11 protein-coding genes are annotated in these 14,188 nt (G+C 52.6%); 2 read left to right on the top strand and 9 right to left on the bottom strand.

What is annotated here, in order from left to right:
* Positions 1–30: 30 nt before the first annotated feature.
* The 3 genes from BLO43_RS09170 to BLO43_RS09160 all read right to left on the bottom strand — a co-directional run bounded on the left by BLO43_RS09170 (position 31) and on the right by BLO43_RS09160 (position 2,796).
* Positions 31–219, bottom strand: a complete 189-nt coding sequence (locus BLO43_RS09170) for a hypothetical protein (protein ID WP_090906813.1) — start codon at positions 217–219, stop codon at positions 31–33.
* A 451-nt stretch (positions 220–670) separates the two neighbouring features.
* Positions 671–2,200, bottom strand: a complete 1,530-nt coding sequence (locus BLO43_RS09165; protein WP_090906812.1) for a PEP-CTERM sorting domain-containing protein — start codon at positions 2,198–2,200, stop codon at positions 671–673.
* 392 nt (positions 2,201–2,592) lie between these two features.
* The gene (locus tag BLO43_RS09160) at positions 2,593–2,796 is read right to left on the bottom strand and encodes a hypothetical protein (protein WP_090906811.1); all 204 of its coding nucleotides are present in this window, start codon (positions 2,794–2,796) and stop codon (positions 2,593–2,595) included.
* A gap of 78 nt (positions 2,797–2,874) precedes the next feature.
* Between BLO43_RS09160 and BLO43_RS09155 the strand changes: the two genes are divergently transcribed.
* Positions 2,875–4,269 carry a right-handed parallel beta-helix repeat-containing protein gene (locus BLO43_RS09155; protein ID WP_254773405.1) on the top strand — a complete coding sequence of 465 codons (1,395 nt, stop codon included), beginning with the start codon at positions 2,875–2,877 and terminating at the stop codon, positions 4,267–4,269.
* 12 nt (positions 4,270–4,281) lie between these two features.
* Positions 4,282–6,396 carry a VanZ family protein gene (locus BLO43_RS09150; protein ID WP_090906809.1) on the top strand — a complete coding sequence of 705 codons (2,115 nt, stop codon included), beginning with the start codon at positions 4,282–4,284 and terminating at the stop codon, positions 6,394–6,396.
* Positions 6,397–6,420: 24 nt separating this feature from the next.
* Here BLO43_RS09150 and BLO43_RS09145 read toward each other — a convergent pair whose 3' ends face one another.
* The 6 genes from BLO43_RS09145 to BLO43_RS09120 form a co-directional block, all read right to left on the bottom strand.
* Positions 6,421–8,283, bottom strand: a complete 1,863-nt coding sequence (locus tag BLO43_RS09145) for an HAD-IIIC family phosphatase (RefSeq protein WP_090906808.1) — start codon at positions 8,281–8,283, stop codon at positions 6,421–6,423.
* A 36-nt stretch (positions 8,284–8,319) separates the two neighbouring features.
* Positions 8,320–9,015, bottom strand: a complete 696-nt coding sequence (locus BLO43_RS09140) for a TylF/MycF/NovP-related O-methyltransferase (protein ID WP_090906807.1) — start codon at positions 9,013–9,015, stop codon at positions 8,320–8,322.
* A gap of 30 nt (positions 9,016–9,045) precedes the next feature.
* Positions 9,046–9,987 carry a GNAT family N-acetyltransferase gene (locus BLO43_RS09135; protein WP_090906806.1) on the bottom strand — a complete coding sequence of 314 codons (942 nt, stop codon included), beginning with the start codon at positions 9,985–9,987 and terminating at the stop codon, positions 9,046–9,048.
* Positions 9,984–10,946: a polysaccharide deacetylase family protein gene (locus BLO43_RS09130; protein ID WP_090906805.1), complete on the bottom strand. Its 963-nt coding sequence runs from the start codon at positions 10,944–10,946 to the stop codon at positions 9,984–9,986. Before BLO43_RS09130 ends, BLO43_RS09135 begins: the two co-directional genes overlap by 4 nt.
* 110 nt (positions 10,947–11,056) lie before the next feature.
* Positions 11,057–12,991 (bottom strand): XrtA/PEP-CTERM system amidotransferase, encoded by a 1,935-nt coding sequence (locus BLO43_RS09125; protein ID WP_090906804.1) that lies wholly within the window; start codon positions 12,989–12,991, stop codon positions 11,057–11,059.
* A gap of 24 nt (positions 12,992–13,015) precedes the next feature.
* Positions 13,016–14,176 carry a TIGR03088 family PEP-CTERM/XrtA system glycosyltransferase gene (locus tag BLO43_RS09120; RefSeq protein WP_090906803.1) on the bottom strand — a complete coding sequence of 387 codons (1,161 nt, stop codon included), beginning with the start codon at positions 14,174–14,176 and terminating at the stop codon, positions 13,016–13,018.
* Positions 14,177–14,188 lie beyond the last annotated feature (12 nt).

Raw genomic sequence — 14,188 nt, 5'->3', positions numbered from 1 at the left:
ACAATTCATTTGCTACCAAACCGGACAGTTCTATTTGTTGCTAACATTCACATGCAGCATACCGCGTTCAAGGCGAATGCCGACACCGTTGCCGTCGGGAAGGCCTGCATTGCGGAATTCGATGTTCTCGATCAGGAAACTGCCATTGCGAATGACCCAGATGGCTTTACCTCCCGCATGTTTGCCATCGGCAATCAGCACCGGCCACGTGCGCGGCATCGGCAATGCGGGTAATGCTCTCGTTCGGGCCGACCAGGATAATTGCGGCCGTGACAGCTTGGGGGAGAAGCAGGAGTACAATGAGCAGAAGGCTTTTGATCATGATGGGCCATTAAGGATCAGCTCTTTCGTTTGGAATTGTTGCCGATGAAGTGCAATTCCCGAGGACAAAACAGCCTAGGTCCTTAGCTTATATGAGGTGGTCGCTAAATGCTATAAATGGAATGGTTACCGGAGATTTTCGATAGCAACTTCGATACGATTCCTGAGTGTGACGATTTGGCTTCGTCAAATAGTAATTGTTGGAGACGATTCGTACAACCCGCTAACAATCCACAGCATTTACGTGAGTAATGACCTATATGAAAACGATCCTGAACTCTGGCTTCACCTCATTGATCCTGGATTGTATCTTCGCATCTACAGATTCACTTGGGAAGATTTCCCTTCTTCAATTATGATCATGGCGCCGGTCTTTATGGGACCGTCTGCGCGCAACCCATCCGATAAGACCCAGCCCTGCGAGCATAAGCGCGTATGTCTCCGGCTCCGGAACAACTGTTGTTGGCTTGTATAACCACACACTCGCATCCCACGCTCCTCCGCCCGCACTGGCAAGCTCGTCCAGGGCGATGAAGGCGCCTAGTGATCCGTCATAATGCCACTTGCCGAGAACTCCAGTAGTAAAACTGCCGTGAGGGTGGCTCAAGGTTGAGCTTCCATGTTCGAAGACAGTCCAGGTAGTGTTGGAACCGATATCGCCGGCTTCGTCAGTGATAACCACGGTCGACCAGACCGTCCCGCCACCACCGTTGCCATCCCATAGAAGAATCTGGTTATTGATTTTATCGTAATCAACGCCATAATTACCTGTCATTACGAATTCACTACCATCCTGCTTAACCAGATTGATTCCGATGCCGGGATTGCTGTGAGGATCAGCGGCATTAGCCTTATCCAGGTCCCATATCGTCAAGTCGGATGTATAAGACTCGCGAACAAGAGCGGTTTGAATATAAAGATTGTGTTCTGTATCGATCGTTGCGGTGCTTTTAGACCCAAGCGTGTTAATCGACACGCCAATGTGCTCCCATTTATCTTGACCTCCGTTTCTTACATCGCCGAGAGTATAGCGGTAAAGCGACGGAAACCCTGAAGCTTGCCGGTCCGCAGTCAGGTAGACCACGTCCTGCCCATTCTCGGTGGCATAGGCGGTAGTACCATTTATGTAACCAGGGGCCTCGGAGCCGGTCCAATGATCGTGCCGGTCGAGCCACATGTTGCCGTTTTGGGCTGCATTATCGGGATTCCAGCCAGAATCGTTGCTACCCCCGACCTTGTTTGGGTCTGCCTTGACCGGGTCCCATAAATAAGGCCCGGCACGTCTTAGAGTTGTGCCGTCCATCGTCTGAAAATTGCCGCCGGTCCTAATGGCTGCCCCGCCAAATGTCAGGAACATATCGTTGACGGGGAGATAGAGATTATTGTCATAGGTATGCGCGGATTGTGGTGCAGTGCCGCCGATGATCATACCATCTAGATCTGTCTTGCTCGGCAGGGAACCGCGCCCCCAGTTGCCCGTAGCGCCGTCCCACACGTACATTTCGTTCCCTGCGTAATTCGCATGGCCGCCCCCCCAGAGCATCAACTTTCCGTCGGACGGATCCCAGGCGAAAGAACTCCATGCGCGCACAATTGCACCAGGGAATTGGACACTCGCCAACTGTACTCGATCGGCACCGGTCGGCCACGCATCGGAATAAAAATTGGTGCTTGCCTTGACCCAGCCGCCTTCCGGCGTGGCCGCCAGCAACGAGGACAAACGCTCGAAGGACGTTACTGCATGTGCTTGCGCGACGAAGCTGGGGAATGCGTTCGCGATCAGGAGGGAAGCAAACGCTAGATACGATGCTTGAATCCTATCTTTATTGAAAGCAGACTTCGGATTTCCCTGTTTGATCCGTACACTCAACGTATGCATGCCCTCATCCTCCTCAAATGAAAGGAACAAAAATCGTCCTCAAATCCGAATGCGTATTCCTCATCCCGTGTCCAATTCCGAACCGTACAGCGCCCGGGTTTACGCAACGTCATCACTCGACTTTTTCCAGCCTCTCGGCCGACTCTACGGTAAACCCTTCGAAAGGCGAATCCTGAGGGCAGCTATAGGTGGAGGGTACAAACAAACGTACTGAAAAGTAAAGCCACTTTTCACTTCTGCTGAATCATTTTCCAAAACTTTATAGTACTATGAATGAGTACTATGAGTGCGTTTTAGTATCGGCTTGATTGCTTCTCCCCCGAAAAATAGAGTAGTTCAGAATTAGACTGCAAAAGTGCATCACAATTTTCCGTATCTGGTATGGCTTATGTTCATTGTGTTAAGCGTAGCACCCGCTCCGTCAGATTATCATACACCCCCAACTCACGTCCGCACTCCGGACGGGCGAACCGCTGGCCCGCCAGGTGCCCAACATGTACTTCCACGTGTTGCCACGCTATGTCCAATTCGATTCGCTCTATCGTCCAAGGGGCCGCCAGCCCCAGCAGTTGCCTGTACAACTCGGTGCTTTCCATCGCATGCCCTCCTTGAAGACCATGCGTGATAACTTACTACTCACCCATAGAAATGTCTGAAGGACCAAATGTATTAATGTGATCAAATCAATTGGTATCCGGCATTTCCGGTTGTTTTTTGTAATCGCTGGCGTTCTATCCGGCATATCGCCTGCTTTCGCCGGAGCCACCTACACGGTGGACCCCAGCACCTATCGCGCCAGACTCAAGCAATTGGAGCCAGGCGCTTATGTACGGTTGATGCCGGGAGAATATAGGGACGGCCTGCCTATTCAGCAGCTTCATGGTACCGAGCAAAACCCGATTACGATTTCTGGACCGGATGGGGAACCGCATGCGGTGTTTATTGCGCGGCCCGGACATAACACGGTCAGTATCGTTAACTCGAGTTACATCACCATTCGCAATCTGGTTCTCGATGGCCGTAATCTGCGAGTGGATGGAGTGAAATGCGAAGGCTACGCGGACTGGGCACATCACATCACGCTTGATGGGCTGCGTATTCGCGGCCATGGAAACAATCAGCAAACGGTTGGCATTTCCACCAAATGCCCGGCCTGGGGCTGGGTGATTCGCAACAACGTGATCGAAGGCGCCGGAACAGGCCTTTACCTCGGTAATTCAGATGGGCGCGCACCATTTATCGGGGGCATGATCGACCGCAATCTGATCATTGATACGCATGGCTATAACCTGCAGATCAAGCATCAGCAGCCCCGCCCGGTTTTACCCGGCATACCGGACGAGGATAACGCAACGATCATCCGTCACAATGTTTTCAGTAAGGCACATGGCGGATCCAAGGAGATGGCAAGACCCAATATGCTGGTTGGGCATTGGCCGCTCACAGGGCCGGGAGCAAACGACCGGTATCTCATCTATGGTAATTTCTTTTATCAGAACCTGCATGAAGCATTGTTCCAGGGCGAAGGCAATATCGCGCTCTACAATAACCTGTTTGTGAATCATTTCGGCGATGCGATACGGATTCAGCCGCACAATGACACGACACGCGCGATAAGCGTTTTCTACAATACCGTGATAGCACGCGGGTCAGGCATAACATTCGCGCGGCGCGAGGGCGATCCAGCGCATCCGCAATTCGTTATGGCCAATATCGTATTCGCGGGAATGCCGGTGCGGGGTGCTTCCCTGGAGACAAATCTGACCGGTAAATTTAACGACGCGCGGAATTATCTTACCCGGCCATTCGCACCTTTGGGCGCAATGAATTTGATGCCGGCGAATACCAAGTTGCAGAAGCGCACCAGTGACAGCATGCGCTTTGATGCTTATCCCCAAGCCGATCTGGATTTTGATGGAGGTTTGCGTGGCACAGGTGGAATAGGCGCCTATGCACTCGATAGAGACAGACCTCGCTGGCTGCCGGCACTGGAAATCAAGCCAGTACCCGTCACACCTGATGATGAGCCGTCATTTGCAGGCCATTCCTTAATCCAAAATACTCGATAGAAAATAGAAAAAATGCGTATTCTGTCAGTGATCACGGTATTGATTGCCTATGGGTCGTTGTATCCCGGCAATTTTTCCACGCCGGACGCCGGGGCTGTAAAGCAATTCCTCACCGACTGGCGTTTATTCACCTCTCCAGGCGATCTGTTGGGGAATATTGCGTTGTTCTTCCCGCTCGGCGTGGCCGGTATATTATTCGGCTCAGGCAGAGGCGATGCCACGATTCGTGTCGCCGGGTTACTTCTGTTCGCGCTTGTTTACTCATTTATCCTTCAGTTGGCGCAGGTTTGGCTTCCTTCCCGTTCCGCGGCACTGGCGGATGTGCTCTGGAATATGACAGGTATGCTGTCAGGCATGGCGGCGGCGCATGTGCTGGGAAAACGCTCGCCAGGAAGCGCACATCCATTCGATGCTGCGTCGCTGGTACCTCTATTGGTCTTGATATTGTGGCTGCTCACCGAGTTATTGCCGCTGGTACCCACATTGGATTGGCAAAAGTTCAAGGATGCACTGAAGCCGCTTCTCGTTGAATTCAATATTTCCTTTTCGGCAGCTGCTATGCATGCGGCCGGCGCATTCGTCGCAGGTAGCGCTTTCGTGGCGCTGGGACGGCAGCCCGCCGCATGGCTGGGAGGCGCACTCGCACTCGTGTGGGCGGGTAAGGTTGTGATCGTCAATTTGACATTGGACGCATCGCTTCTCATTGGGTCGCTGGCAGGCTATGCGGGTTGTCTGGTGCTATCGCGCCTCGGTCGCGCAAAACTCTTCGAGGCGGCGTTCTGGCTGCTGTTAATCGCCTGGAGCATTATCGCACTAACGCCTTTTTCTCCCGCTTCGGGTGGAACCTTCAATGGGATCCCTTTTGCAACCATGCTTCGGGGATCCATGGAAACCGGTGCTCGGGGACTGGTCCAGTCATTGTTTATTTACACGGCCTTGCTATGGCTTTTGCAAAGAACCCGCATGGGTATCGCCAAGGCGACGGCAGGGCTGGTGGTGTGGTCGTGTTTGATCGAGCTGGCGCAGATGGGTTTGCTGGGCCGCACCGCAGATGTAACAGAACCCATTTTGTTATTGCTGGTTGGCTGGGCATTGTCGGTGATGCAAAAACATGGGGACCCCGCAAGGCAGGAAACAGTCACACCGGTATCGCAGCCACGCCCTTTAGTGGCGGTTCCCACAGGGACGAGCGGGAAACACGCACTTGCTTCGATGGCGATCGGGATCGGGATGTGCGTGGCGATCGGCTGGTTGATTACGCGGTCACCCTTGATACCCTACAATGTGCGTGAACTGGTATACGAGGGGCATCCCTTTCGATCACTGCTATTGCTTGTAGCCCTGCTGTATTGGGCTATGGGCTTTCCGATACTGATTGTGCAATGGCTGGCGCGGGGAGAGCTATATCTGCTCAGCTTTCCGCCCCTGGTATTACTGCATGGTTCGATTGCGTGGCTGCTGCTATGGTCCGCGGTGCCAAGCGAGAGTATTCACGACATCGTCGGGGCGCCTGTCTTGCACTGGCCTTGGGAATGGGAAATAATCGGCCGTTTTCTGGCATTGTTCAGTCTCTGGAGTGTTGCTGCCACGGCGGGCGCCGTTATCGCCGCAAAACGCCTCCTTCCCGGTGCGAATGGGGCTCAATCCGCGCTGTTGGGGTGGGCGATCGGCGCCTGCCTGTTTCTACCGATATCCTATTACATCGTGGTGATGGTGGCCTCCACAGACAACCTGGTTGAACTGATGGCCGGCAATGGCAGCGTAGGCGCGTTCTTGCTGATCGGCCTGGCTATGGCAGGAATTTCATTTGGTGGGGCGAAAGCCACGCTGGCATTGATTCCCGGGATAGCAGGGCGGACCAGTGCGGTCGCATGGGTGTTGGCTTCCGGCGCTCTGGCCTATTTGGCGATTTATCTCGGGACGGAACAGGTGATCGTCAAATATAACCAGGTGTTTTCCGCATTGCAGTTCTTGCTGAGCAGCGATCGCTCACATCTGGCCGGACCGGGGGAGTTGGCAGTTCGATACATTGCGCTGTGGAGCGCTCTCATCGGGGCCATCGTAATGGTTCAATATCCGCTATGGCGGTGGACCGTCTCGAATCGCGGCAGCCCAATAGCGGTCTAACCCGGATGCTATGAAACATCCGGTTTAATGACTTGCTTCCACCCTGCCTGAACCCGATTCACTTGTGGACAAGGATCCCACGGAAATAAACGTGCAATCGAGTGAGTGGACATTGAGATCGACACGCAGACCCTTTTCCGGCGAACATGTCTCGAAATGCAGACTTTCTAGTACTTGCTGGGCAGGGATATTGCGCCCCGTGGGCTTGAAGTTAACCCATAAGCTCTGCGGCCTCTGGTCGCTTTCTGAAACCACCAGGTAGTTGAAGAATGCCTGTTCGATAAATCTTCCCTGCACACGGCAGGAGAGCATAAAGTCCTCGATGCGTATCTCTTGCTCTACGAATCGAACGATGGCGAATCCGACCGCGCCGTAGGAACCGAAATTGTCGCTACAACGAAGCACATATTTCCTGACCTCGTCATCGGCGAGAATGGGCAGTATCTCGTCCCTGGCGTATTTGCGCCCGGAAAAATTTAATTGATTGGTACGCTGGACGAGTTCGGAAACACGGTCCAGATCATCGGCCGCATAGGCGTCGATGGAAAGCTTGATCTCGCATGCAGCCAAAAATCCAAGATAATCCGAGCCAAACCTGGCTGCACTTTTCTTGCGTACGAATTCTTCTTTGTAAAACTGGCTACGCTTCTTCGCTTCCTCGCTATTCGTTCCCTGATAGCGAGGATCCAGAAAAAGGCGGTCGATGTCGGCCACATTCACGCAATCGACTCCTTTCAATGCCCGTGAAACTTCCTCCAGTTCAAAGGGATTATCGTCAATGAAAGCGAAAGTATCCAGGCCGATGTTGAGCTGTTCCGCTATGATCCTGACATTTTCGCTCTTGGGAAGCCAATTGATCTGGGGATACAAAAAATAGTCCGCTATGCCGAGTTCTTCGAGGCGCCGCCATGCGCTTGCCTCGTCATTCTTGCTCGCGATACTGAGCAAAATTCCACGTTCATAAAAAAAGCGCAGCAAGTCAAGTACCTTGGGGCGCAATGATACCGCCTCATTTTCAAGCAGAATTCCGTCCCACATCGTATTGTCGAGATCCCATACTACGCACTTTATCTTTGGAGTACTTGAACTCCGCACGCTTTCAGTCTTGTGGTGAACGATAAAATCGGCGGTAAGGAAAACAACACGTGATGCGGTCTCCCCGTCGGGAATAATGGCGATGTCAAACGGGAGACCGCACTCGGTAATCATCGAAAATTGTTGGTAGCCGAACTCATGCCGCGAGTATCCCGGGGGAAATACGACCGAGGTACGAAATGGCAGGGGAAGCTTCGTGAGTTGCGTTTGCTTACTCATCATACCGCTGGAAATCGCCATATTCAGCTGCATTCGTATCGGCACATCCGCCGGGTTGTAAACTTCGAGCAGAAAAAAATCCGGTTTGGAGTCCGTGCGGCTTACCCGGTGCATCCAGCGGGCAAAACGCTCAAGAAGCGCATACTCGAGATATGACCAGCGCATGTCACGCGTCAACCGGTACATCATCGCGCCCGCCGCATTGGTAAGCGGCGCAACCAAACCGATCATGCGTTCGGCCAATAAGGCGGCCGTCGCAGGCAGCATCAGGGTATTGCCTCGGGCCTCGATCTTGCCCCATTGCTTGAATGTAACCTCCGCTCCATAGCCGCGAGCGGACGGGAAGCGCTGGTTGCGATACATGCCATAGGTTAGGCGCCTGCAACGTTGATCCGGTCTGCTCTGGTAGAGATCACAGGTTGCGAAACAGCCGGGGGCGGCGCATTCTATGCAATGCTCCCCCCACATGAGCAAGGACATCTTCGCAACGTCCTGAACAGGCGTATAGGATTGTAGTGGAGCGAGATTCCGATCCACATGCAAATGCATCTCGTATTTATCGAATTCAAACATCGCCCACCGCTATTGTCTTTTCACAACCCGCTACTTTCATTTTAGACGACAGATAAATGATTTTCCAAGCGGAGCATAGTCCAGATAGGGGATGAAGCCCAGGTGCGTTTCCTGCCGCATAAAGTCTGCCAGCGCGCGTTGTTCGCCCTGTTCAGGATCGCCTTTGTAATTGTAGAAGTCATCGAAGCAGATAATGGAACCATTTACAATATATGGCTGGATGAAATTGAGTACCTGAATAGTTGACTCGTACAGGTCGCAATCAATATAGATGACCGCCGCCTTGCGTCCGGATAATCGCCGATGGGTAGCATCATTCAGACTATCGCTGTAAAAACCCTCAATCAATTCGTACTCGGATGTCCGGATTCCACGGGATGCGAGAATTGCCTCGAATTCGGGGCGGGCGCAGGCAAACTGCCCTTCATACCATATGTTGTCGGGATGCTTCTCTGTTGCCGGTAAGCCCTGAAATGAATCAAAGCCCCACAGCTTCATATCGCGCCGGCCATAGCGCCGCTTCATTCGATGCGCGTAGCCGAAGGTCTTGCCTCGCCACAGGCCAAACTCGAAATAATCCCCAGGCACTTCGTTAATCTTTGCGAACTCGAAGGCCTGGCTCAGCATCCCGAGTTCGGTCATGCGATTGTCCGAGCGACGATCCAATACTTCAACTACGCGGGCCACCCACTCGGCATCCATTATCTGCTTTGCGATTCGTTTGATTAACATGACTTTCCGCCATCCAGAAGATTGTTCAGATCAGATTCCGAAGCGCATCATTTTTTTTACTTTCGACTTAAGCCCAAGCTGATCCAGCTTATCGCCAGCCAGCCTGCTGAGATGATTCACGGCGCTTTGACTATGCAGCAGGAACCTATTGCGCAGATTGCTGCGCAGGAAAAAAACATTTGCGCATTGGACACTATGGGTGGCAAACAGCTTCTTATGCTCTGATTGTCCTTCAGTAAAATCAAAAAAACGAAAAGAATGTTCCTCGAACAGGTGCTCCAAGGCAAGCCACTGCAAAATTGTGCCCACAGAAAAATTCATGTAGCCGGGATCGTATCCGAGATAAGCATAGATCAGGATTTCATTGGAGATTGGGCAATAGAGATACGAGACGGGCTGATTCTGATGAAAAAGGATGAACCCACGAACAAGCCCCTGTTCAGCAAGCTGCTCCATTTCGCCAAGAAACTCCTCCGAATCGGGCAAGCCTGCGTCAAGCAGTTTTTCCTGATAGGTTATCCTGGAAACAACACGGGCAAGTCGAAAGAACTCCGGCATTTCTCCAGCTGACTTGTAAACCTTCCAGGAAATGTCGCCACCGCAATATTCGGCGTATTTCTTGATTTTACGATTGAGAGTCGAACGCGTCTTGGAGGAAAATTTGCTCTTGTACTCTTCGAACGACAGACGCATATCGATGTAATACCGCTGGTGCTGGGAAGATACATAGCAGAGATAATTGTCCCGCTTCCGAAGTACAGGCTGCTTGCCGTTGACGCGCAGCGATCGCACCAGGAAACCTTGACTATTGAGTTGCAGAACGTCATCTGGTGGCGCCGGCTCTGTCACTGGCGGAGTCTCATCGTCAAGCCCCACTTCCCGCACTTGCAACCATAATCGGGATGCAAACAACGTTTTGTCACCCAGTTGAAGCTTTATGGGGACTTGACGGTAATGCCATACTTGCTTCACCGGAACCCCCGCCGTAGTCCTTGTTCCAACATCCTGAGTCCCGTTTTCCAGATCGGCGAGGTGAGCGGAGCAGGCTGTGAATCCGCGAGATCCGGGGCCAAACCGTGAAAACCGCGAACACGGAAGCAATCCCGGTGACGATCAAGAAAGGTGCAGAGTTTGCGGAAGCGGGCTACCACGATATCGTCCGGCCGATTCATACCGCCGTTAAGCAACTCGAAGTTGTGTGAAAGAATAACAAAGGCCTTACGACCGGATTCCAGCGCTTGCCACAGCAACCCTTCCATCTCCCGGTACGAGCATGCGGTCACTTGCGCATGGCGCAATGAAGAAGCTCCGTCCTGAAAAACTGTCATGGGATACTCGTATACGCCTTCACACTCGATCGGTTCCATAAGTGGGACATCCGGACTTACCCCACTGTCCCGTCCAAGCATACTGGCGTTGTAGCTGCTGTCGAAAACAATGTGATTCCTGGCGAGTGCCCGCAGCGTATCCCTATTGAAACCAAAATTTCCTGCGCGAAAGGCATTTACGCTTTGACCACCGGCCAGTTCAATCAGCTTTGCGCCCGCCTGGATCAGGATTGTTTGATCCTCCAATGAAAAGTAACGCAAGAGTTGCTTCTTTCCAGTGATATCGTCGAGCAGGGGTTCCTTGGATTCATCCACCCATTCGGTATGCAGATGAAGCTGCAATTCATGGCCCCATTCTCGAACGAGACCCACGATTTCCGACAAAGGATCCAACCCAAACCGGGTCGAAAAGAGGGGTTCCACAAAAAAAACGCCCGTCAGGCCGTGCTCCCGCAATTGATCGAGCTGGTATGGCAAGCCATAATTGCCTCTTGATGTGGGGCCGTAGATGTAGCGTTGAAATGCACTCGGAAACTTGGCGTCAATGTTGTCCCAGCCATCACACCAGATCTCCACGTCAACGGTAATGAATACGTCCATCATCCTGTGGCAAATTCCTGGTTCATCAATTTGAGTCTGTCATGTACTCGCATTTCCATTACGTATCATATTGATGATATGCAAGCGTTTTTCTGGATTACGCAACAACATGCTCATGCCACCTTGAGATCGTTCTTGCGCGAGCCCGAATGCTCCATGGGCAGCACGTTACGGAGAAACGATTCGAACATCAGCAGCGTCCACAGCGGCGCACTATAGTCACGCCTTCCCGACTGATGCTGATCAAGCATCTCCCTTAGAAAGGCCTGGTTGAAGATCCCGGTATCGGCCAGAACCGGGCCCATTAAAGCGTCGTTAAGTTTTTGGCGCAGCGGGCCGCGAAACCAACTTGCCAGTGGTACCGAAAATCCCATCTTGTCGCGGTAAAGGATGTCATTGGGAAGATAAGGCTCCAGCGCCTTTTTGAATACATACTTGCCTTCATGGCCATGCAGTTTGAAGGAAACCGGGAGGCCGGATATCCACTCGACCAGCTTATGGTCCAGCAATGGTACACGCACTTCCAGAGCGTGAGCCATGCTGGCGCGATCCACCTTGGTAAGAATGTCGCCGACAAGGTAGGTTTTCATATCCAGGTATTGCACGCGGGACAGGGCGTCATCGACAGGACATTTGTCGGCATGCATGCGCAATACTTCCACCGCCTGGTACCCCTGGAGACTGCGGCTGAAAGAAGGGCTGAAGAGACGCTGTCGCATTTTGTCCTTCATAATGGAAACACTGTGAAAATATCCCTCCACGGAATCACGTGCCAGCGCCTCGAAGGTGGATTTTGCACGCAAAACCTTTGGTGCCCAGTCAGCCTTCGGGTATAGGCTGCCTAGCAAACCGAACAAAGGCTTTCGAAACCCAAGTGGCAACATGGATCTCATTCGATCTTCATAAAGATGCCAGCGATAGCGGCGATATCCGGCGAGGTTCTCGTCGCCACCATCTCCCGACAACGCGACAGTCACACGTTTTCTGGCCAGCTCACAGACCCGGTAGGTAGGCATGGCCGAACTGTCGGCAAAGGGTTCGTCATATAAGGAGGCCAGTTTGTCTATCAGCTCGAAATCGTCCTGATTTACCTGTTCGACATCATGCTGGGTGTGATAGCGATCGGCCACTTTTTGCGCGTACTGGGATTCGTTGAAGGCAGGGTCCCCAAAAGAAATGGAGCACGTGTTGACCGGCTCTCCCATCAGGTTGGCCATCATCGCCACCACTGCGCTGGAATCCACCCCGCCGGAAAGGAAGGCTCCCAGCGGCACTTCGGTCATCAGATGAATCTTTACCGATTCACGCAACCGGACAATCAGCTCTTCCTGTGCTTCTTGCATGCTGATGGAAGCATGCGGAGTAAATGGTATGTCCCAGTACTGACGCAGTCGCGGCATACTTTGACCGGTTGAAAGTTTCAGCGTATGAGCCGGGGAAAGTTTGAGTGCCTGCCGGAATATCGTTTTTGGCTCAGGAACATAGCCATAAGCAAAGTAGTCTTCGATAGCATGGGCATCCATCTCTCGGATGAAATCCGGATGGGCAAGCAGTGCCTTGAGCTCGGAGGCGAAAATAAATGTACCGTCTCCGAGCATGCCGTAGTAAAGCGGTTTGATACCAAGCCGATCGCGGGCAAGAAACAGGGTATCCTGGTTACGATCCCACAAGCCGAAGGCAAACATGCCGCGAAAGCGATCCACGCAATACTCACCCCATTCTTCCCAGGCGTGGACAATGACTTCGGTATCACAATGCGTGCGAAAGGTGTGACCGAGGGCTATAAGCTCTTTTGCGAGTTCCTGAAAATTGTAGATTTCGCCGTTGAAAACCACGACTACGCTACCGTCTTCATTGAAAAGCGGTTGCTGCCCGCTGGAGACATCCATGATCGAAAGACGACGATGGCCGAAGCCCACACCGGGCTCGGTATATAGCTCTCCTTCATCAGGCCCGCGGTGAATCTGGAGCTGATTCATGCGCCAGAGTATTCGCCGGTCGATTTCACTTTTGCCGCGCGTGTCAAACAGACCAACAATTCCACACATGCCAGTTTCCTTTTATTCCATTCATTATCGATGCAGGGCTTTGTCGTAGACTTGAAGATAGCCTTGGGTCATGGTCTCCATGCTGAAGCTTGCCTCAATCTGCCGCCGCGCCGCCCTGCCGTGTTGAATGATCAGATCGGGGTTTCTGTAGTATCTCAGCATCGCTTCCGTCAATGCTGACGGCTCTCCCGGCGGAACCAGCATTCCCGTATATCCTTCCTTTACAAGTTCCACATTTCCCCCGACGCTGGTAGCGACGACTGGCAAACCGGTGGACATGGCTTCCAGAATGGTATTCGAAATGCCTTCGCCGAGCGAGGGGAGAACAAAAAGATCCATGGTGCGCATCAGTTCCGGAATATCGGCACGTTCGCCAGGAAACCAGGCAAGTGCTTCCGCCCCGGCTTCACGCAACATCTCGATGCATTCCCGCCGCGAAGTTCCCTCGCCAACGATCAGGAGCCTGAAATGTTCGCGGGCCGCAGGTTCTTCCTTCAGCATCCTCAAAAAAGCCTGGATCAGGCTGGGATAATTTTTCACATCCGCCATTCTTCCGACGCTACCCACTACAAAAGTATTTTCTGTAAAAAATCCCTGCGGACCCGCTCCAAAGGGCGTGCCGTCGCGTGGATGAAAACGCAGGCTATCGACACCATTGTAAATCTGGTCAATGCGCTGTGGCGTTGCTCCCACGGTGTCGACAAGCCAACTTTCCAGATCTCTGCTGACAGCAATGAAATGATCGACGAAAGGACGAATTGCCTTACGCAGCAGATTGTATTTTCGATTTTTCCCATGCAAATCGAAAATGTCCCGGCCATGTTCTCCGTGGATTCGTGCGCGCGCCCCGGCAACCGCGGCAATAACTTGCCCCTCCATCGTCCCGAGATTGCGGGTGTGCACGATATCCGGCTTCAAACGCCGGAGTGTTCGGAACAAGTTGAGATAAAGACCGAAATCATGTCCTTCGCGCTTGTTCAACGCCACGATTTCCACATTCTCCCTCAGGATCCGGTGGCGAAAATCGGAGTAGCCCTTGAGGCATACGATAGCGTGCCGGTAACGTTCAGGCGGAATATGATTGATCAGGTTTACAAGACCATTTTCCAGCCCCCCCACACCCAAGTGATGAATGACATGAACAATGAGTGGAGGCTGCGTGGTAATGGCCCTCGAAGATTTCACCGGGCCGTGCCG

The sequence above is a fragment of the Nitrosospira sp. Nsp13 genome, from assembly GCF_900101945.1.
In the GTDB taxonomy this organism is placed as follows: Bacteria; Pseudomonadota; Gammaproteobacteria; order Burkholderiales; family Nitrosomonadaceae; genus Nitrosospira; species Nitrosospira multiformis_D.
Note: the sequence above shows the minus strand (reverse complement) of the source record. Positions and strands in the feature narration are given on the sequence as shown.

What these genes read in the sequence shown, in the direction of transcription:
- BLO43_RS09125 (WP_090906804.1), bottom strand. Translation starts at nt 12,991, where the DNA reads ATGTGTGGAATTGTTGGTCTGTTTGACACGCGCGGCAAAAGTGAAATC.
- BLO43_RS09145 (WP_090906808.1), bottom strand. Translation starts at nt 8,283, where the DNA reads ATGTTTGAATTCGATAAATACGAGATGCATTTGCATGTGGATCGGAAT.
- BLO43_RS09130 (WP_090906805.1), bottom strand. Translation starts at nt 10,946, where the DNA reads ATGATGGACGTATTCATTACCGTTGACGTGGAGATCTGGTGTGATGGC.
- BLO43_RS09140 (WP_090906807.1), bottom strand. Translation starts at nt 9,015, where the DNA reads ATGTTAATCAAACGAATCGCAAAGCAGATAATGGATGCCGAGTGGGTG.
- BLO43_RS09165 (WP_090906812.1), bottom strand. Translation starts at nt 2,200, where the DNA reads ATGCATACGTTGAGTGTACGGATCAAACAGGGAAATCCGAAGTCTGCT.
- BLO43_RS09170 (WP_090906813.1), bottom strand. Translation starts at nt 219, where the DNA reads ATGCCGCGCACGTGGCCGGTGCTGATTGCCGATGGCAAACATGCGGGA.
- BLO43_RS09150 (WP_090906809.1), top strand. Translation starts at nt 4,282, where the DNA reads ATGCGTATTCTGTCAGTGATCACGGTATTGATTGCCTATGGGTCGTTG.
- BLO43_RS09160 (WP_090906811.1), bottom strand. Translation starts at nt 2,796, where the DNA reads ATGGAAAGCACCGAGTTGTACAGGCAACTGCTGGGGCTGGCGGCCCCT.